Consider the following 19,855-nt stretch of genomic DNA (forward strand, 5'->3'; position numbering starts at 1 on the left):
AGCTGCTTCTTGTGTTGGTAAGCATACGAGGGCAGTCGTCATTCACTCATGCAAGCGCCGCATCTCCAATAGCTGTGCAAGGGCAAACACTGGCTGATGAAACGCTCGGTTTACTGCATCAACCTGATCCTCTGGCATCCGTGCCTGCTCCATCAGGGTGGTGCTGAGATTGCAGACACAACCCACTGCGTTGCTGACTACATCGATTTGGAGACGGTTCATCAGGTCTTGGAAGTCGGGCTGGGTTTGGGTGAGCAAGTCGAACACCATGTTCGGATGCGTCATGTTGCTCATCATGTTCCAAGCGAACGATGGCCCGTCGGCGCCTTCAGGCTCTGGTGGCAGACGGGCGCTCATGGGATCGTTTGCCCGCCGTGCGTAGTAGTCCGTGTAGTCGCTTCGGCCGTATCTGGCTTGGTAGTCGAAACTTGGCACAACGCTCTTGATTCTGGCCAAGTGTCCCGACAGTTTGCCGTGAACCAGGGCATTCGCTGCGTTCGAGAACAGGCGCTTGGCCTCCTTGATGTCCCGTCCTGTGAGAACCAAGAGTCGGCGTACCCGCTCATCCGCGCTGATCTCAGGATTGGACAACCAGAAGGCCTGCCACAGCGACTCGTGAGCACGCCGAGCTATCGCGACAGCCGCATGGCCATCGGTGCGTGCTTGTATCGCTTGGAGCCCGCTGCGGATCGAGGTGCTTGCTGAACTCAGCCTCGTGAAGACGCCGTGCCCGTAGTGATCCGACAGGGCTGTGTCCTCGGGCACCAACGGGAAGCACCCCGAAACATCCCACGACTCCTCGATGTCGAGCAGCGATGCGTGAGCATGAATCTGGACTGCCGGCGCGACATGCTCGACCAGGATGCCGTCATAGATTGCGTCACGCCAATGGATCAGCGTGTCGGCCAAGAGCGCCTCGTAGTCGTCTGCAGGGGTGTCGTTGCTCATACCTTGCCTCGGACTCATGCAGTGTGGCGGCAGCGATCGCGCATGCCCGCGATCGGTACTGGAATGAGTTCTCGCCTCGCTTTGCTCGCCCTGATGTGGCTCATGCCCCTGCCGAAGGTCAGCCCCTGCCTTCGGCGATCTTGAGTCCGATTTCTTGGAGCACTTCTTGTTCCCGGTTCTCGGCGCCAGCATGCCTGATAAGGATCATTCCGGCCACGCTGACGAGGCCACACACGAGTTCGACTATGGCTTCGTCGCCCTCCTGAAGAGTGGCGATCAGTTCTTCTGTAACGCTCTCGGTGGAGTCGGGCGAGTCCAGCCAGACGGTCAGCATCGAGACGGCGCGTGCGGCGTTGTTGTATCGGTCAGAGATCATCGTGGTGTCGCCTCCCATGCGAGCGTGTATGTCTGCCAACCAGTCTTGTCGTATCGGTGTACGGGGGCACAGTGGCCGTGGATTTCTGCGTGTGCGGCTGTGCCTGATGATGTGACCCACACGGCGTCGAGCCCTTGAAGGTCGACTTCGGCGGTGATCGGGTCATCGTCGCCGGTTGTCCAGATGGCGGCGGCTGCTCCAGGGCTGCGCGAGACCACTACTGGCGACCAGACGAGCAGGTGAGCTTCGGCGGCTCCGTTCTCTTTCGCTCTGAGCAGCTTGTCCTTCTTGGCTCCGATGTGCTCGGAGGCAATCTGGGCGATCTGGTTCGGGTGGAACGAGAAGGCTCCGGTGTGGGGCGGCTGAATCCAGATTTCGCCGCTGTTGCCGATGTCGAGCGCGCTAGCTGCCACGATCTTCAGCTCGCGCAAGCGCTCGCTCAGCGGATGCGCCGGTCGGCGACGCGTGCCGGGCCGCACAACGCGCACTTCCTCGAACAGGTCGTCTTGCTCCACTAGGCGAAGGATGGATTCGAGCTCGTTGCGGATGCGGCCGACCAACGGCTGCACCGACTTGGAGTCTCGCCATTGGTTTGCGGGGACATCGACATCGATCTGCCAGTGGTGTGTCAGCGAGCCGGCTGCGATCGGGTTGTGCCGCTCTAGCTCGGTCATGAACGCAGCCCTGTTACCAGCCGTGTGCGTTGTCACCTCCACAGCGATTCTGGAGTCGTCAGCCATGACGAGGTCCAGATCGTGCATGCCGTCCACATCTGGGAGGTCACGTGGCACCCAGCGCTCAGCTTTCAGGATCGCCTCCAGCAGCTCGCCGGCTCGCTGCTCGTGGTCGTCCAGGTGCTCCTTGTTCAGGATGTCATCGATCTTCGCTCGGAACGCTGGGTCTTTCAGCAGCGCTTCGCTGATGCTTGTTCGTCTCGCCACTCCCAGAGTGTGCAACCACCGAACCCCACAACCGACAATCACAGCCGACCAACACCCATAACAGCTTGGACCGACTAACGGGTCCCCGTCACGGCAGACAGGGCCCTACCTCAAGCCTCGCCCTTCTCTCTGCCGCATTGCGATGTCACCGTTTAGCGACTGTGGCCCCCAACAGGCTCATCTCACGGGGCACTGCGGATCGGGTCGTTCCGGTCTCTATCCACTCCACCCTCAGCCGCCACTCCACGGGAATCAGGCGACAGTTGGCATACGAGATTGAGCCATCTTTCGTCGTTGCTGCTCTGACAAACGTCGCGTTCGGCCCGAGGATCAAGCAATCACGGCGTGATTGGTCTCGATGTCTAGAAGCGTTAGCGAGCGCCAGAGCGAAGTACCCCAACACCGTCTTGGTTGCGCGCTGACGCTCGCAGCGCGAAGAGCTTGTTGAAGAAGTCTCAGAAGCCGTACTTGTCCTTCCGAAGTCTGAAGGCCTTCTCGCCGCCTTCCATCACCTGCGTGATTTCCTCGCGCATCTCGTTCACGTCAATTGCGCCCTGGAGCTTAAGTCTTCCTCCCGAATGATCACCCGCCGCGCGATAGTCGCAGCTGACGACAAGTTCTGCATCACCGTTAACAACGAGATTTGCATTATGGCTCGCGAAGATCAACTGCCTCGTTTTCTTAGCCTTCCATAAGCGCTCGACAACATCGACAATCACCTGACTGTCTAGATCATCCTCGGGCTGGTCGATGATCAGAGGAGGTCCTTCTTGGGCCAGCAGTACGCTCAGGAGCGCAGTCGCCTGCTGGCCAGCGGAGGCAACTGCAAAATCAAAATACTCGCCGTCTTTTGACATGTACTCGAAGTAAGGCTGGTCGGGTGTCACTGCCAAGGCCAAATCCAGCCAAGACTCTGGCGTCAGTTTGCTAGCTATCTTTTGGATGTCGGCTGCTGAGAATCCAATCGCCGTGAGGTTTGGCGTTGGTGGCTGCTCCGCAATCTCTACTGAGGCAATAGCGGCTTCCAACTCACGAAGAACGCTCTCCCATGCCAACAGAGCGTCATCAGAATCAATGAGTTCCTCGACAGCGTGTGCGATCTTGGCCTGACGCACGCCGGAACCTTGCACTGCAGTTCGGAGTCGATCAACTATTGCTCTCAGACCAGATCCGATCATTACGTTCGCCCTGATGGTGCCCCCTGACAGACGCCCAAGCTCTTGGCATTGCTGCGAGATAGTCGTGGAGCGCTGCTCCTGAAGCCGAAGCCAATGTTGCCGAAGCACTTCATGCTCGGTCGCTGGATCATCTAGTGTGTCGATCTCGTCGCGCAAGCTGGCGACGCTACTGACCGAATCTTGATGGCGTTGTTCGACTAGCCGCAGCTCCTGCAACTGAGATGCATGAGCACTAGATCGGTCCGTGGCGGCCTCATACTCTACTTCGAATTCCGATATTGTGTGCTCTGCGTTTGATCTTGCGATATGGTAACTCGATCCATCAGTCTGCAGTGCCTCAATTCTCTCCAGCATTGCACTAGTCGCCTGCTTCAATTGCGCTACGAGCGAACCTACCTCTTGCTGCATGTTAGAGAGTTCCACTTGCAACGCACCCGATGTCGATTCCTCCTTGCTAGTGTCGATCTGGATAGTCCGTAATGACGAGTCAACACTGCCAACAGCGTCGGACATCCTGTCGAGGCTCCGATCAAGCGCAGCTACCTCTTGTCGGGCTGAGTCGAACCCGGACTTCGCCGCAATGATCGCTTGATCGTCTTCGCTGATGGCGGACATCGACTTACGCAAACCGTCGGCTTGCGATGCGAGCGACGCAATATTGAGATCTTCTCGTGCGATATTCGCCTCTAAGCTGCGATACCGAAGCAAAGTCGCATAATTCGCTCGAATGAGCGTCGCCTGATCGTCAATGTCCGAATCAATACCATCAAGCTGTCGAGCGATTGGTGCCGTCACGAATCTGTACAACTCGTCGAGACGCACCGCCACACTGCTGAGCTGTTTCTGGCTGTAGGCGACAACAGGCAAAAGTGACCGCACATCCGACGGCATCGCTTGCCGTAGTTCACCGTCACCGATCCTGATCGCCACTTCACCGTTCTTCGCATATCGACGTACGAGATGTGGAAGTTGATTGACAGTGAAATAGACGTCTATGTGCGCATCGATCGGCGCAAGCGTATCGGCAATCAAGCGCTCACGCCGCTTTGCGTGATCTGGCATCTCGTCGATGGCTTCAGATGAAGCAGCCTCATCACACAGCGCCCAACGCAAGTATTCCAAGCAGGTCGATTTACCAGTTCCTCTGCCGCCGATGATGGCATTGTATTGCCGATTGTATTCAAGCTCGATCGGCCCCATGAATGTCGAGTTGGAAACGCTCATCCGCGTGATGCAGGCATTTGGTAATTCCGGCTCATCGTGAGATATTCTCGATTCTTTGGCAAGGCATGCTTGACGTAGGGCCTCCGCTGTGGGCGACGCCCATTTGACCCAAGTCGTGTGCTTGGCCAACTGACTGTAATCGTCACTACGAGAGTCCGACGTCTGAAAGAGTGCGATGGTCTTGTGGCCCCAGTTCTGATCCAAGCCTGCGAAGATGCGTTGATTGCCTGTGCCGATTTTTTGCACAGAACCGTCCAGGTAACCGCCAGGACAAGGCATCTCCTTGTACTTGGATTGCATTCCTGACCGCATTAAGGTCTGGTAGCCGCCATCGGTGACATTCGGCAACGCGATATAGGCACCTTGTAGCCATGAGTGCTTGTCTAGTTCATCATACAAGGTCTGCAGGCTGTCTATATGATCGAGTCGCTGCACGGCGCCCAGATGCTTGGCGTCGGGCTCGACCTTCGTCACTGCCAATGCATCGAGAACTACGCCTAGTTTATCGTTCGGAAAATCGGCATCGAGAATAAGAATCGCCTGGCATGGAACACCGAGTGTGAGTTCAAGTCCGGGAAAAACTACTAACTGCTCGTGAGACGGCAGTAGGTCCCCGTCTTGGCCAATTTCTCGAGCGGCGGCATCGCGAAGGTAGGGCACCAACTCAAAATCGTGATGATCGGTAATCGCCACAGCATTCAATCCGCGCTCCCGGCAGGCGACGACGAATCCGTCTGCGTACAACCGCCGCTCAGAGTCGGTGTACGGCCGTTCACCGACCCAGTTGGCGTCGCGCGGTGTGTGAACTTGAAAATCGCAGCGATGAAAGTGAGCGCCTTGGTCCATCTGCGTACCGTAGGCCGTTCCGCATGTGATTCCACCATGACAACCGAGGCCGGCGCGGAGTCGCGTCTCCGCAGGTCACAGTGTTGCGCGCAGCCCGAAATCGGAACTCAAGGGTGTTAGCTCCGCAACGCGGCCATGGGCCTTACCCACCCGTGGCGACCTGACGGGTCGGCACAGATCTCATTCCGCCCTATCGCAAGGTTCGTCATCGACGGCAGGTACTTCAACCACGCCATTCGCTCGTCGGTCGCTCAAAACGAATCGGTCAGGCTAGAGCGCAGGCTGCCCAGGTCAGCAGCACAGCTAGCGGCACCGATTTGCCGATGCAGTCGTAGCTGCTGGGCGCACCAGCAGATCCATCTCGCCGGGCTTGGTCGCACGGTCGCCGTAGAGCGATGTCTGGGTGGGGCGGCTAAACGGTGCCGGGCTCACTTCGACGTCTCGGTCGCCGACGATGCCGGCCAGGATCGGCATCACGATATCCAGTGTGCGCTCGCGGGCGTCGCAGCGCACTAGCCAGGCCGCGTCAGGATGAGCCTTCCCTGCAGTGGCAGCGAACACGGCCTCCAGCATGGTCCGGTACCTGGCGAGCCCGACGTGCTTCTGTTTGGTGTCCCACTTCGGCAGAGCAGGACCCTCCCCGATCGCCCACAACCGCAGCCAACTGTCGACCCCGTAGTCGGTGACGCCGCTGTATGGGGGAGAGGTCACTACCAGGCGTGCCGGGGCGGGTGGGTCGGCGAGGTCGGTGGCCGAGTCACCGAGGGTGACGGTCACGCTGCTGCTGTGAGACCTCTCTGGAATGCCTTTGCGGTAACGCCAGTCGACTCTGGTGTTGAGGAAGCTGACCGGGTCGACCTCGGGCGGGGTGTCGTAGCCGTTGTCGTTCCACCACCTCACGCAGTAGTCGGGCGCCATCGCTCGGCAATGCCGCATCTGGTTCGACAGCCCCTGCGGCAGCTTGCTGTGCAAGTACTGCAGGATCAATGCGGCCACGGTGCGGTCGGTGGCGTCGTAACGCCAGCACAGCTCGCGGCGTGCGACGTTGAGGAACCCCAGCACGGTCGGGCAGAACGCGAGCGTCTGGAACTCCGACTCGGGTTCGCGGTCTTCGGCCTCGACGGCCTCAGCGATGGCGCCGATGCGGTCCTTCACCGTGTCTGGGTCCGGCGCGGGGGCTGTTTTAGTCGCGGCGTACACCCATGCGACGGGGTTGATCTCGCACGCGACTGCGTCTCTGCCAGCGACCATCGCGGCATACGGGGCCGTGCCTCGCCCGCAAAACGGGTCCAGCACCACGTCCCCGGGGTCGGTGTAGCGATCGATGGCGTCCTGGGCGAAACGGATCGGGAACATCGCGTAGTAGGGACCCAGTCGGGCCCACCGGGCTTCAGCGGTCGCGAAACCGATGCCGCAATCAGGCGTCGGGCTCGGCGCACTGTCGGTCATCGGTCCGCGAAGATCGACTTCAGGATCTCGGTGCCGCGATGCAGCGGCACCGCGGCGTGCAGATGGGCCCGAGCCAGCGGCGCGAAGCCGTCCTTGTAGAGGTGGGTGCCCAGCTCATCGATCAGGTCCAAGGCGTCGCCGACGCGCGGGAAGGCGTCCTCGTCCACACACGCCGGGTCAGCTCCCTGAGCGTTGACGATCGGCAGCGACAACGCGGCGTGCTGGCCACTGTGGGATTTGTACATCAGATGCCGGCCGTAGTAGGTGTCCTGCCCGTGCGGCTTCGCGTCCGGGGGTCGCAGCGCAATGTGCCGGTGGATGTAGTCGATGTCAGGGGCCAGCACCGTGCCCGCTGGCAGTCGGCCGCGCTCGCCTCTGGATGCGGACCAGTCGAGGTCCTCAAGGTGGTCCATGAACAATCCGTGCTTCTCGACTCCCAACACAAGCAGCCCCAATCCACCCGCATTCAACGACAACCGGTGGAGTCGGGCCAGTTCGTCCTGGATGTGCGACTTGACCCACGCTGCCATGCCGAAGATCGCCAGCGGACCGTCCATGACGAATCCGATGCCGTCGAGCACGTCGAACCGGTCGTGCCTCTCGAACCAGCGGATCAGATTGACCATCGAGAGGTGCTCCACCACTATGCGCACCATCGTGAACGCCTGCTCGCTGCTGCCGTAGTCCTCAAACCGCTCATGGCAGCGCAGCGAATCCGACGGGTACACCGTCTCGCCGCACGCCGCACAGGTCGACGTCTGCAGCTGCGGGATCACCTGCGCGTCGCACGCATCACTCGGGCACTGGATCGGGGCCTCCCGGTTGTTCGTGATGGATTGCAGCGTCTCCAGCAGCGTCTCGTGGTCGCTCGACAGGGTCGCTCCGCTGATCTCACGGTCAACGACCTGACGGAAGAACCGTTTCGGAGTGTCCGCGCCTACAGCCTTGCCGATGACGTTGCGGCCCGGAAGCACCGCGCTCAGCGTCTCGCAGTCCTCAAGGTCTCTGACTGCAGCCGGGCTCGGGATCGGCTCGGCGGCGCTGCGCCCCAGCTGGGCGAGCTCGCGTAGCTTGGCCAACGCGATCACGACCGCGGCGATATTCAACAACGACGCCTCCGCTCCTGGGTGGCCGTTCTCGACTCTCGATGTCACTGTCGAGCCGTCAATGGCGATGAGCTGTTTCACCTTGGTCGACCCGCGGCGCGGTTCGATGGCGGTCGGTAGCACACCGGGGCCGGTCGAGGCCGACTTCTTGATCTTGCCGTCGAAGTCGCGCACCGCGGGGTTGTCGACCAGGCGGGCCAACGTGTGCCCCGTCGCGAACTCTCCGTCGTACGGCACTTCGTACGGGACCTCTAGGAGACGTCCCCACCGGGAGGGGCGTCGAATACGTCGATCTGCACCGGCACGGTGAACCGGCTCGACAGCGTTCGCATCTTCACGTATCCGGGTTCGTTGACGTTGATGATCCCGTCGGTGAAGTCCGAGAAGTCGTTGAACTTGGCCAGCTGGCGGGTCTCGTCGGTGTTGTTGAGATGGGTGATGAACCAGTTCTCGGTGTTCTTGAGAATGTTCGAATGCACAGACGACGGTTCCTGGGTCGAATAGACGATCCCAATGTTGAACTTCGCCCCCTCTTTCGCGGATCGAACCCATACGTCCTTCATGTCGTTGCTGTCGTGCGGCAACAGCGTGTGGGCTTCCTCGACGTAGACCAGCACTGCCGGCGGCTTGGACAGCTCCCCGGAGTCGCCGATCGGCTCGGGGTGGACGAATGCGTGCTGCTGAGCCCCGAAGACAGCCTTCATCACGTCGCGCGCGGCGGTCTCGTTCATCTGCGGTTCGCCAGTGGACTGGTCCACGATCACCAGCCGGCCGGCCTGCAAGTGCTTCACGATCGCCTCGGTGAAATTCGACCCAGCCTTCTGGTCATGCCACTCGCGAGCAGACCGCAGCACGTTCAAGCCGCGCGTGTTGTTGAAGATCTGCAGCAGCTCCAGCAGCCGACTGTCGGACCACTTCTTGCCCCGTCGACGCTCATAGTCGCTATCGAAATCACGAAACGCTTGGCTACCCACGAACTCCGAGAACGCCCGCGCAAAGTCCGCTGCCTGCGACCAGGAACTCACCGCCAGCCCCGAACTGGTTACAAAGCTCGCGGTGGCCCCGAACTGGCCCATAGCGGCTCGCACCTTCGCGTTGAACAGCCCGGACACATCGGGGCGATAACCCGGCGACCCGTAGCCCGCAGCAGCAAGAATCGCCCGGTAGAACAGCAGAGCCCGGCGGTACCGCTTCCAGTCGCCGACCTCAACGTGGCCCGCCGGCGGCACCATGTCCTGGCTCACGAACGGCTTGATATAGCCCGCGGCCTCGTCCGCTAAGAATCCATCCAGAATCCGCTTACCCTGGAACAAGCTGCCTAACGCCTCCCCGGCGCCGTCGACGCCCGGAGGCTGGTCTGGCTCGCGGTTCCCGAAGAAATTGAACTTGGTGATATTCCGCTGCTCGTCGTTCGGATGGGGGTGCAGGCCGTAAGTCACCACGTCGCCGGGATCCGCCCACTCGTGGTTGCCAAGATTGCGCAGACAACCTTGGTCCTGGGGGTTGGCGTTGGCGTACTCGCCGTCGGGATCGAAGATGATCTGCCCCACCCGAGCGCCGCCCTCGGGCTTGCGCAGCTCGAACACCGCCCTCGCGATGATCTTGACAGTGTTCGACTTGCCGGTGCGGGTCATCCCGAACAGCGCAGTCCGCTGAGCAACGAAGTCCTCTGCCGCGATCAGCACCGCAGCCGAATCAGCCGGCGTCGACGTGGCGTAGCGAACGTTGCCGATCTTGGTCACCGCACCGCCGTCGGCAGCCCGGCTCGCACTGTTGACGATTTGCTCCAGGTCCTCCCCGGTGGGCTTGTAGACCTTGAGGCCCCGGCCGCTGTAGAAGTTGTCCACGTCGCTGCTGAAGCTCCACGCGACGTCTGAGTCCTGCGGCGGCTGGTACGAACCGAGGATCCGGCAACGCACCCCCGAATACCGCATCAGATTCACGGTGAAGAGGTCCGTCACTTCGCTGTCGTCCCAGTTCCCGGGGCTGTCTGCCACCCGCTGAGCCGCATCGAAACGCGCCTGGCGCATCGCCATGTCGTTCGGCAGCGGAGTGCTCGACACCACTCGCAGCAGCAACCGCGCCGCCCCGGGATCGGGCTGGTCGCCCTCGCCGAGTCTTACCGCGACAAGCAGGCTCCCCTGCTGGACGCCGCCGACAGCTTGCTTGGCGCTGTCATGCAGCAGGAAGTCTGCGGTCACGTAGTCGATCTGGATCACATCGCCGATCAAACGGCCAGGATCGACAAACGTCTGTCGTTCCTGGTCATGGTCGGCAACGATCCCGGAGAGTGCATCACCCAATCCAACAGAACCGCCCGGTCCAACCATCAGCACCTCGCTAGTCCGCGCCGGGGCAGCATAGTGAGCACCCCGGGCGCCACATAGCCCCGGACCTATATGCACGAGGCTCACATAGCCGCATACGCATTAACATCACCAGCCGTCGTCGATGGTGGTGGTCATCTCGGCGCCGGTGGTGGTGATGACCTTGATGGCGATGTTACGGCCGCGGTCGGGCGGCGCAAACGGCTGGGAGACGGTGGACTGGATGTTCTCGAGGGCGTGCTCGTCGCGTTCGCGCTTGGGGATCTTGCCGATCAGCTTCTTGATCTCGCTGCCCTTGCGGAACCCGTTGGGGAAGTAGGCGCGGCGCACTCGGAACGAGAAGCCGTCGTGGTTGGTGTCGAGCAACCAGCACTCGACCTGGTCAGTGCCGTAGCCGCGAGCCCGGTTTGCGGCCGGGTCGTACGTGTCGCAGCCGAGCAGCTCGACTGTGAGGTTGCCATCGTCGCTGGTGCCGAGGATCACGTCGGGCTCAGCGAGCAGCACGAACGAGCCGCCGTCGGGGGACCGGCTCACCGTTTCAGGCAGGCGCAGATCACGCGAGGCGATGACGCGGTGTGCGTGGACTGGACCGACGGCTGCTGGGATGCCAGCTTCGAAGTCATAGCCGATGATGATCAGGTTCTCGCACTTCGGGTCGTTGTCACGGGCTTCGATTGCCGCACGGCGCGCGACCTCGATGGTGACGGTCGCATCCGCAGCAGCGATCATCACGCCCGCCGTGAATTCGCCCTCGCGAGTTGCCGACGCGCAGCGTGCTCCGTAGCCGACGAGCTTCGTATCGGGCCACAGGATCGTCTCCACCACATCGAAGACCGGTCGCCCTTCGGCATCACACACAGGCGTGTTGCGCAGCAACTGCAACAGCGTCTCGGCATCGTTTGGGTCCGCTGTCGGCATGTCGCTGTGTGTGCCCTCATCCAGCGGCAGGTACGCGTACGGGGAGATCGACTCGACCGTGAACGCCGAGCAGATTCGCGGCCGCCTCTTGTCGACGTCAGTGCGATTAACGAGCCGGATCTGATTTTCCAAGTCGTTGACGGTCCCGTAAGCGAGCGTGGCTGCCGTGACACGAGGAACCGTCTCTTCTACGAAGCCCGAGGCCGGGTCGAGTCCCGAGTCGGCGGTCTTGTGCCACGGATAGACCCGAGCAAGCAAATGAGATCGGACAATTGCGACAGCGACACGCTGCGCGTCGCAGGTGACCCACCGACGACCCCAGGCTTCCGCGACGTCGGCTGTCGCGCCACTGCCACAAGTCGGGTCAAGCACGAGGTCGCCTGGATCGGTCGTCATGAGCAGGCATCGCTCGATCACTCGGTCAGAAGTCTGGACGACGTAGCGCTTTGATCCCGGTGCCGCCACGGTGTGCCACACGTTGTCGATCTTGCGGCCGGGACGTTCCTCCTCGTAGAGCTTCCAGCGCAGTGAAGGACCGAGGTCTGAGAGGCGATTCAGCCGCTTCATGGTGCACATTCCGCACTCCGGCTGCCTTCCATCAGGGTCACCCGGGCAGGGGCCGTCGCCCTCTGTACCCGGTGGATGAATGGAGATGCGCCACTGCTCGGTGGGGCCACAGCGATGCCACTTGCCGTTGTACCAGTAGTCAACAGACCTGCCCGTTGTCGAATAGCCCTGAGAAGTCAGGCGCGACCGCTCGAACAAGCGGGCATCCTCCGCCAAGAGGGACACATCTCGACGCTCATCCTTGGTCGGAGTCCGGTCAGGCATGCCGTGGACCTCAACACCGGCATATGACGTGAAGTCCTCAATCTGTGATTGACGGTCGCGGGGTTCGTAGATCGGATTGAACTTGATCTGTTCCTTGTCCTTGGCGTACCAGAGGATGTAGCTGGCGCTCTCGCCGAGCAGCTTGGCTGACGGCATACCAGTGGACCGCCACGTAATGGTCGCCACGCGATTCTCGGCACCGAAGATCTCATCCAACACGACTCCGAGTCGGTGCACGTTCTCGTCGCCGATCTGCAGGAACAGCGACCCGCTGTCTGCCAACAGTTCACGTGCGAGAACGCACTGCTTGTGGATGCCGTCGAGGTAGGAGTGGACGCCGTTGCGGTACGTGTCCCGAAACGCCCGGATGGGCAGCGCGTCTCCCGCAGGCACGGCGCTGTCGTTGTCCTTGACATCGAGATTGTCGGTGGTCGGCTGGAAGTTGGACTGGTACGACATGCCGTACGGCGGGTCGTAGTAGATCATCTGCACCTGCCCCGCGAGACCGTCCTTGAAGATGAGGCTCTTCATCACATCCGCCGAATCGCCGTGGATCAGGCGGTTCTGCCAGTTGCCGGAGTGCTCGTAGAAGTTGAGCGGATCGGCACCTTCGGGCAGCCCGTTGAAGTCGTCGGTGCTGAGCTGGATACCGCTGTCGGGCTTGCGCAGCTGGTTGACGAACTCGGACGGCGCGATCTTCTCGCGCACATACAGCGGCAGTGCTTCCATGCGCAGCAGCGCATCATCGGGTGCATCTCCGGTGAGCGCCGACGTCTCACCCTCTCGTTGCCAGGCGAGCACGGGTGTGGCGATTTCGTGCCGGTTGATCGTGAAGGGCGTGGGCCTGCGATCCTCGTCGGTCATCAGCGACTCGGTTTCCGGCGTCGGGTTGTTGCGCCGGGTCGCCGCCTTGTGCCTGTACGAGTCATTCGCCATCGCTGCGCCCTCCGGGGTGCTCAATCAGCCGCTGACAGAGCCAATTCGGCCTCGTGCGTCTCGCCGCCGACCTGGTCGATCTGATGTCGGGCGAACTTGGCGTCCTGGATCTCCACGAACAACCAGCGGCGCAGGGCGTCAGGCAATGCCGCAGTGCCGGCGACGCAGGGAATCCAGTGCTGCAGCACGTAGGTCTCGGCCGCCATGGCTTTGTCGTCGCGGACGCCCTTGCACTCGACGATCAGGTTCGTGCCGTCGATGAGGCGGGCGATGAAGTCGGGCTCATAGCGACGCCAGGAGCCGTTGAAGAAGTACGGCACCGACCAGCTGGTCTGGAAGTTGCGCGCCCACGCTTCGACCCGCTCGTGAGTGTCGAGGATCGCTGCGACCTGCTTCTCGAGATTCGAGTGGCACGCGGCGTGGGACAGCTCGCTGCGCTGCGCCTCGTGGATGTGCTCCAGCGTCGTGTCGAAGCTGACGTCGCTGGTGTCGAATCGCGGCGGGCTGTCGAGCACAGCCACTCGCTGATGCTCCTGACCGCGTTCGCTGGTGCATGCGCCGAGAATCGTGAGCACTGCGTCGCGCCGCTGCTGGTCTTCCGAGAGCAGCACCGCGGGGTCGTCGCATTCGACGTAGTCGAGCTCGAGCCATTGGCCGACGATGCGCCGAGCCGATCTGAACAGCGACAAGCTTGTGCCGTCGGTGTCGTCATCGGTGGTGCTGCGGAACTCTGCGACGATGTCCTGGGCGATTCTGAACTCGGCCTCGCCGCGCCGGCTCTTGGCCTCAAGGATCTTCTCCTCGCCGACATTCGGGCTGAGCACAGTCATCGACGCGCCCGACGGCGGCTTCATCTTCCACGCCTTGGATTTGGACTCGTCGAATGCGAGCGTGAGGCTGGGCGTGACCCGCCGGTACTCACGCACTTGCGGCCAGACGATCCGGTATCTCCCCCGCCCTCGCACTGTGTGCACACGAGTGACCGGGCGCACCGGAGGCGTGCCGATGTTGCCGCCCCGTGAGGGCATGAACTCGAACGGGATGCCGACCACCTCGGCGTACTCGGGGCGCAGCCTTCCGGTGCCGTCGAATCGAAAGTCCTCATAGGAGGTGCGGCGCAGCGCACGGCCGGTGACCTGCTCGCACAGCAGCTGCGTCGAGAACGCCCGGTAGCCGACGATGTGAGACACGTTGCGGGCGTCCCAGCCTTCGGTGAGCATGCCCACCGAGATCACACAGCGCACCCGGGCGCCTGGCCGTCCCGCTTTGCCGACCGTGTTCAGGACCTCTCGCACAGTTTCGAGCGCGTCCTTGGAGCGTCCTCGCCGTTCGTTGAGGCGCTGCCCCTGAGCCTTGATCAGCTTCGCCGCCTTGGTCGGCAGATCGCTGCTGTCGTCAAGGTTCGAGTGCACGACGATGGTGCGCAGGTCGTCGGTGTACTGCCCTTGCTCGACATTGGTGAGTTCCGGGTAGGTGCCTTCACGCAGGATGCCGTCGCTGTCTTCCCAGCCGGCAATGTGCTCGTACAGGGCGTTGGCGTTGTCGATGGTGTTCGCCACCACGATCATCACCGGCGCCGTCTCGGGTCGCACGCGTGACCACAGCGCCAGGTGGACCTTGTAGTCGTCGTACTGGGCATTGAGTGCGGTCCGGAGCGGTACAGGGATCTCTGCGGCCGGACCGTCCTCGCTGGGTCTCGGGATCTTCTTCTTGTCGGTCGCCTCGTAGAGGTTGCGCCAGACGGTTCGCTCTTGGATCGAGTCGTCGTCCACGGGCACCCGTGGGACCTTCGTCAGCCCCGACTCGATTGCATCCATGAGGCCGAAGTCCGATGCGACCCATTGGAACGGATCAGGCGTGGCCCGCCCCGAGGTGTCGATCCACATCGGCGTGGCCGAGAAGTCGTACACAACCGAGGCCTGGCCGTACTGGTTCGCCTGGCCGAGCTGGCCCATATCTCGCAAGCTGCGCAACACGTTGAACCACACCGCAGCGCGCTTGTCTTCCTTCTTGTCTTCGGCACTGCGTGTGGCCTGCGACTTGGGCAGGTAGCAGTGGTGGGCCTCATCGTTGAGCACGACGAGGTTGCCGTATGCATTGGCGGTGAGCAGCGACTTGAGCACCCGCTGGGCGGACTGTTCGTAGCTCTCGAGGTCTTGGTCGCCGGTGGGTTTACCGATCAAGTCACGATGCGCCCGGCCACCCTTCGACCCGCTGCGCGGGAAGCCGAGCGTGTTGAGGTTCTGACGGTTGAACGCCTGGAAGTTCATGATCTCGACACGGGCACGGTTGAGCACCGGTCGCAGGTCGCGAGGCACCAAGCCCATGTCGTCGTAGACGTTGTGCGGGCTGGACGGCTTCAGTTCGGCGAGGCGGTTGCGCACCGTGAGACCGGGAGTGAGCACGAGGAACCGTTCGCCGTGCTGGATGTTGCGCCGGCGGGTGGTGCGTGCGGCGTTGAGGGTCTGCCAAGCGATCAGCATCCCCATCACGACCGTCTTGCCGGTGCCGGTGGCCATCTTCACCGCATGGCGAACGATCTCGTCGTTGTGTTGGCGCGACAGGGTCTCCAGTTCCCGCCGCTCTGGCGTCGTCCGTGTGGCGACCTCGCGCAACCACACCAAGGTCTCGATCGCTTCGCGCTGAGCGAAGAACGGCCGCAGCCTGCAGCCTCGCTCGTCGGCCCAGTGCTCCAGCAGTCGCACGGTCACCGACGTTGCACCCTGGAAACCGCCGGCTCGCCACGCTGAGACCTTGATGCGGATGTCGTTGATCAACCGGTTCAAGTGCACGTCGTCGTCGAGCGAGAGCTGCAGATGGCCTGGCTTCTGGTCGTCGGGCACGGGGCTCAGCAGCATCGAAGGACGGCGGCCCGACTCGGGTTTCATCCCGCTGAGGGCGCGACCGGTCCGATCGAGCGGCCAATAGCTATGCGGCTCCTCGAACGGCGAACAGAGGATCGGGTCAACTGACGGGTCGTAGTCGACCTCTGTGGCCTCTTCCGCCAGGCCGTCGGGCATCCCGGTCAACCGCCGTTCGGCACGGCGGCGGCCGACTGCTGTGGACAATTGCCGTTATCCATGCCCGTGAGTCCCCCTGGTGGGAACAGCGAGTCCCCTTGGCAGGCCGAATCCGCAGAGTAGCAACGCTGTCGCAGGCCTTCCGAGACAAGGCCCCGATGCCAGCGGGCGGCAAACCATGCCCGGTTCGCCGAACTTGGCCGACAAGGCGCAGGCGCTGAACCGTGTCGTGTGGATCAGGCCGTCTGAGGCTGCTGGCGGGAACCCCGCGGGTAGTTGTAGAACTGCGCTACAGCGCCGCGGTCGGCGGTCTCGTTGCGGGTGTAGTGCGCTGGCATCGTCGGGGAACGCCATCGTCCTGCGGTCATCAGACTGGGCAGCTCGACGCCTATGCGAGCGAGGTCCTGGGCCATGCCGACACGCGGCGAGTGTCCGCTTGTTGGCTTCCCCTCATGTGAGGTTCGGATCGCTGCATCCGCTAGCTGACGCTTCACAGCCAGCCTCGAGCACGGCTCCACGTCCTGACACGGCCGGCCCGGCAGCCGCTTGCAAGGCTGGTCGCCCGGCCCGCTAACCCCGCCGAAAGACGGCGCTTGCGCGGGCAAGACTGGTCATGAGCAGGCCCCGTGTCCATCCTGGCGAACGCGTTCCTTGTCCTTCACTGTGTGCAGCGTTCGGTCAGCCGAAGCGGCTGTTCTCTTGCATTTTTTGTCAACTGCATTTATATTAAATGCAGTTCTAATAAATGCACTTTGCAAAAGATGCGGGAAATGCGGATGGACACGCCGACGAAGCCGAGCAGCCTCTACGACCGGCAGGCCGAGTGGGAAGACCTGTCACGCTTCGCCTCGCCGCAGCGGCCGAGCCTTCGTCTGGGCATCGTGTATGGACGGCGCCGCTTCGGCAAGAGCTTCCTGCTGCGGCGCTTCGTGGAGGCGACGGGCGGCGCGTATCACCTGGCGCTGCGTGAGGAGCGCAGGCCCGCACTGGACAGATTCGCCAACAGCCTCAGCCGACAGCTCGGGTGGGCGCCGCCGCAGCCCTTCAGGGACTGGGCCGACGCCATGGAGCAGGCCACCAGAGTCCTGGGCGCGCGCGGCGAACCGCAGCTCCTGGTGATCGACGAATACCCCTACCTCAGCCAGAACAATCCCGATCTGGGCTCAGCGATTCAGGCGCTGATGGACGAAGCCTCGGCCGGGCGCCTGGCTGAGCGGTGGACGGCACCGGTGAGCGTTGTGCTGTGCGGCTCGGCTATGTCGGTGATGACACAGATCCTCAGCGGCATCTCGCCGATGCGAGGCCGTGCGGCGCTGGACATGCCGCTTGCCCAATTCGACTTCCGCCAAGCTCGCGGCTACTGGGGCGTCGACGACCTGAACACGGCGTTCACGATCGACACGGTGGTAGGCGGGGCAGCCGGCTACAAGGATCTGACGGTCGGCGTCGGGATCCCGGACAGGGCCGAGGATCTGCCCGAGTGGCTGGCGGCGACGGTGCTGAACCCGTCCCATGTCTTGTTCCGAGAAGACGAGTACCTGCTGCGGGAGGACCCCCGCGTCACTGACGAGGCCGTCTACTACTCCTTGCTAGGGGCAGTCGCCGATGGGCGGGCGACGCCGACCAAGATCGCAGAGGCGATCGCGAAGTCCCCCAACGAAATCAACCATCACCTGAGAGTGATGACCACGGCCGGCTTCATCGTGCGCCATGAGGATCTCCTGGCCCGCCGGCGGCCGCTCTACCGGGTGGCTGATCCCATCGTGCGTTTCCATCACCTGATCAATCGGCGCAACCGCGCCCGATTGGAAGATCGCCGGGCACTGGAGGTCTGGGCCGATGCCGATGCCACCTACCGCTCACAGATTGTCGGTCCCCACTTCGAGTCGATGTGCCGCCAGTGGACGGACCGTTATGCGTCCTCGTCGACCCTCGGCGGCCCCGCTGAGCCGTCCGCCTCCGTGCAGGTGAATGACCGCCGAAGACGCCAGTCCTTCGAATTGGACGTGGCAGCACTCCGCAGAGGGACGGGGAACGGCAAGACCAAGACCGTCCAGCTCGTCGGAGAGGCGAAGGCCCACCGACTCGACGTCGATGCGCTCAAGCGCCTCGACCGACTCAGCGACCTGCTGGCGGGTCGCCCCGGAGTCACTCAGTCCCCGACAGCCAAGCGCCTTCTGTTCTCCGCCCAAGGATTCACGCACAAGCTCGCTTCGGTCGCTCGCATTCGACCTGACGTGGAGCTCATCGACCTCGGCAGACTCTACGAAGGCGATTGAAGCCGACTCATCCCGGCTCGTGCGGGGCATGGTTGTACAGCGGACGCCGCGTCAGCATCAACCCCCACCACGGGCTGCCCCCCGCCGCACCCCCCTGCCCCCCGTCCCATGGCCGAGCGCAGCATCGCCTGGCTCACCCGCCGAACCCGAAGATGCCCCCGCATCGGCACCGCCAAAAACTGGATTGCCAACGTTTATTGTTTTTATAGTGATTATCAACATTTGTGGTGTGGAGTTGCTACAGTGAAGCCATGGCAGACGCCGAGCGGAACCGATTCATGGGCCCGGCACCCGAGGCGTCGCCGTTCACGCCCGGTTTCGGGGTCGCCCCCGAGTTCCTGGCAGGAAGGGACGCGCTGCTCGACTCCGCGGTCGAGGGCTTGCGGCAGCGCATCGGCACACACGACACGTTCCCCATGCTGATCGGCCCGCGCGGCTACGGCAAGACCGTGCTGCTGGGCAGAGTCGGCCGAGACGCCCAAGAGGCAGGCTGGGCGGTGCTGTCAGCGTCAGGCACCGAGGGCGATCCTGCCGCTGAGTTCCATCGTCAGATTGTCGGGCCGTCGCAAGGCAAGCCCTCATGGCGGTTCGATTCTGTCGGCGCGCAGGTGCTCGGGACGGGCGCCGGCGTGTCCCGCACCGACACCTCGGACAGGCCGTCTCACGGCTACGGGGAGAACTTCAAGGATGCGCTGTCTGAGCTTGCGCGACAAATGAAGAAGCCGCAGTCGCGGGTGCTGCTCGTCTTGGACGAGGCGCACGCTGTCCCGTTGCCGCAGATGCGCCGGCTAGGGGCGATCGTGCAGCAAGTGGCGTCTGTCGACCTGCTGCCGGTGTGCATGATCGCGGCGTGCCTGCCGGTCGGCTTGAAGACCATCCTCCAGGACAGGAAGTCCACGTTCCTGCGCAGAATGAGGAAGCACCGGCTCGAACTCATCGCCGACCGCGAGATGGCCGACTGCTTTCGCCAGACCATCGCCGGAGGCGGCGGCACCATCAGCGACGAAGCCTTGGCGGAAGCTGGGCGCGGCTCCGGCGGCCATCCGTACATGCTGCAGCTCGTCGGCCACAGAATGTGGGGACTGTCCCAGCCAGAGGGCCATGCCATCGGGCGCAGCCACGCCGCACAGGCCGTGGCGCAGGCCGAGCCGCTGCTTTGGGACGACATCTTCGGACCCGCCTGGGACGACCTGTCCGAGACCGACCGCAAGATCCTCACGCGCGTCGCCGAGGAGGCAGACGGGCCGGTGCGGTTCTCGGAGGCAGTGGATGCCGCCGGCGTCGGCAAGGGCCTGGCGGGCGAGTACCGCGCGCGGCTGCTCCGCACAGGGTTCATCGCGCCAGCGGGACGCGGGCACGTCGAATTGACCAGCGCACGAGTCCGCTCATGGATGCTCGACCGCGTCCGATCAGCAGAACCCGAAGTGCCCACACGACTGGCAGAGTTGCCGCCAGGACGCGGAGACTGACAGCCGA

Annotated in this window: 12 protein-coding genes; 2 read left to right on the forward strand and 10 right to left on the reverse strand. The window is 62.9% G+C overall.

Annotated features, from left to right (window positions below):
* Nucleotides 1-42: 42 nt before the first annotated feature.
* From ACOGXQ_RS09300 to ACOGXQ_RS09345, 10 genes are all read right to left on the reverse strand, one after another.
* Entirely contained in the window at nucleotides 43-948 is a 906-nt protein-coding gene (locus tag ACOGXQ_RS09300) for a hypothetical protein (RefSeq protein WP_419947125.1), read from the reverse strand.
* A 118-nt stretch (nucleotides 949-1,066) separates the two neighbouring features.
* Nucleotides 1,067-1,324 carry a hypothetical protein gene (locus tag ACOGXQ_RS09305; protein ID WP_419947126.1) on the reverse strand — a complete coding sequence of 86 codons (258 nt, stop codon included), beginning with the start codon at nucleotides 1,322-1,324 and terminating at the stop codon, nucleotides 1,067-1,069.
* On the reverse strand, nucleotides 1,321-2,265 hold the full coding sequence (locus tag ACOGXQ_RS09310) for a hypothetical protein (protein WP_419947127.1): 945 nt from the start codon (nucleotides 2,263-2,265) through the stop codon (nucleotides 1,321-1,323). Before ACOGXQ_RS09310 ends, ACOGXQ_RS09305 begins: the two co-directional genes overlap by 4 nt.
* A gap of 455 nt (nucleotides 2,266-2,720) precedes the next feature.
* On the reverse strand, nucleotides 2,721-5,513 hold the full coding sequence (locus tag ACOGXQ_RS09315) for a TrlF family AAA-like ATPase (protein WP_419947128.1): 2,793 nt from the start codon (nucleotides 5,511-5,513) through the stop codon (nucleotides 2,721-2,723).
* 303 nt (nucleotides 5,514-5,816) lie between these two features.
* The gene (locus ACOGXQ_RS09320; RefSeq protein WP_419947129.1) at nucleotides 5,817-6,962 is read right to left on the reverse strand and encodes a DNA methyltransferase; all 1,146 of its coding nucleotides are present in this window, start codon (nucleotides 6,960-6,962) and stop codon (nucleotides 5,817-5,819) included.
* Nucleotides 6,959-8,305: a hypothetical protein gene (locus ACOGXQ_RS09325; protein ID WP_419947130.1), complete on the reverse strand. Its 1,347-nt coding sequence runs from the start codon at nucleotides 8,303-8,305 to the stop codon at nucleotides 6,959-6,961. The genes ACOGXQ_RS09320 and ACOGXQ_RS09325 overlap by 4 nt, the downstream gene beginning before the upstream one ends.
* A 14-nt stretch (nucleotides 8,306-8,319) precedes the next feature.
* Nucleotides 8,320-10,398, reverse strand: a complete 2,079-nt coding sequence (locus tag ACOGXQ_RS09330) for a helicase HerA domain-containing protein (RefSeq protein WP_419947131.1) — start codon at nucleotides 10,396-10,398, stop codon at nucleotides 8,320-8,322.
* 105 nt (nucleotides 10,399-10,503) lie between these two features.
* Nucleotides 10,504-13,080: a DNA methyltransferase gene (locus tag ACOGXQ_RS09335; protein WP_419947132.1), complete on the reverse strand. Its 2,577-nt coding sequence runs from the start codon at nucleotides 13,078-13,080 to the stop codon at nucleotides 10,504-10,506.
* A gap of 20 nt (nucleotides 13,081-13,100) precedes the next feature.
* Complete coding sequence (locus tag ACOGXQ_RS09340; RefSeq protein ID WP_419947133.1) at nucleotides 13,101-16,148, reverse strand: DEAD/DEAH box helicase family protein; 3,048 nt, start codon at nucleotides 16,146-16,148, stop codon at nucleotides 13,101-13,103.
* Nucleotides 16,149-16,336: 188 nt separating this feature from the next.
* Nucleotides 16,337-16,468: a hypothetical protein gene (locus ACOGXQ_RS09345; RefSeq protein ID WP_419947134.1), complete on the reverse strand. Its 132-nt coding sequence runs from the start codon at nucleotides 16,466-16,468 to the stop codon at nucleotides 16,337-16,339.
* A 408-nt stretch (nucleotides 16,469-16,876) separates the two neighbouring features.
* Between ACOGXQ_RS09345 and ACOGXQ_RS09350 the strand changes: the two genes are divergently transcribed.
* Both ACOGXQ_RS09350 and ACOGXQ_RS09355 read left to right on the forward strand, forming a co-directional pair.
* Nucleotides 16,877-18,379 carry an AAA family ATPase gene (locus ACOGXQ_RS09350; protein ID WP_419947135.1) on the forward strand — a complete coding sequence of 501 codons (1,503 nt, stop codon included), beginning with the start codon at nucleotides 16,877-16,879 and terminating at the stop codon, nucleotides 18,377-18,379.
* A gap of 251 nt (nucleotides 18,380-18,630) precedes the next feature.
* A complete protein-coding gene (locus ACOGXQ_RS09355) occupies nucleotides 18,631-19,848 on the forward strand; it encodes an ATP-binding protein (RefSeq protein WP_419947136.1) in 1,218 nt (405 codons plus the stop codon).
* The last annotated feature ends 7 nt before the right edge of the window (nucleotides 19,849-19,855 follow it).

The organism is Candidatus Poriferisodalis sp. (genome assembly GCF_965208485.1).
Taxonomy (GTDB): domain Bacteria; phylum Actinomycetota; class Acidimicrobiia; order Acidimicrobiales; family Poriferisodalaceae; genus Poriferisodalis.

What these genes read in the sequence shown, in the direction of transcription:
- ACOGXQ_RS09300 (WP_419947125.1), bottom strand. Translation starts at nt 948, where the DNA reads ATGAGCAACGACACCCCTGCAGACGACTACGAGGCGCTCTTGGCCGAC.
- ACOGXQ_RS09305 (WP_419947126.1), bottom strand. Translation starts at nt 1,324, where the DNA reads ATGATCTCTGACCGATACAACAACGCCGCACGCGCCGTCTCGATGCTG.
- ACOGXQ_RS09315 (WP_419947128.1), bottom strand. Translation starts at nt 5,513, where the DNA reads ATGGACCAAGGCGCTCACTTTCATCGCTGCGATTTTCAAGTTCACACA.
- ACOGXQ_RS09320 (WP_419947129.1), bottom strand. Translation starts at nt 6,962, where the DNA reads ATGACCGACAGTGCGCCGAGCCCGACGCCTGATTGCGGCATCGGTTTC.
- ACOGXQ_RS09330 (WP_419947131.1), bottom strand. Translation starts at nt 10,398, where the DNA reads ATGGTTGGACCGGGCGGTTCTGTTGGATTGGGTGATGCACTCTCCGGG.
- ACOGXQ_RS09335 (WP_419947132.1), bottom strand. Translation starts at nt 13,080, where the DNA reads ATGGCGAATGACTCGTACAGGCACAAGGCGGCGACCCGGCGCAACAAC.
- ACOGXQ_RS09345 (WP_419947134.1), bottom strand. Translation starts at nt 16,468, where the DNA reads ATGACCGCAGGACGATGGCGTTCCCCGACGATGCCAGCGCACTACACC.
- ACOGXQ_RS09350 (WP_419947135.1), top strand. Translation starts at nt 16,877, where the DNA reads ATGGACACGCCGACGAAGCCGAGCAGCCTCTACGACCGGCAGGCCGAG.
- ACOGXQ_RS09355 (WP_419947136.1), top strand. Translation starts at nt 18,631, where the DNA reads ATGGCAGACGCCGAGCGGAACCGATTCATGGGCCCGGCACCCGAGGCG.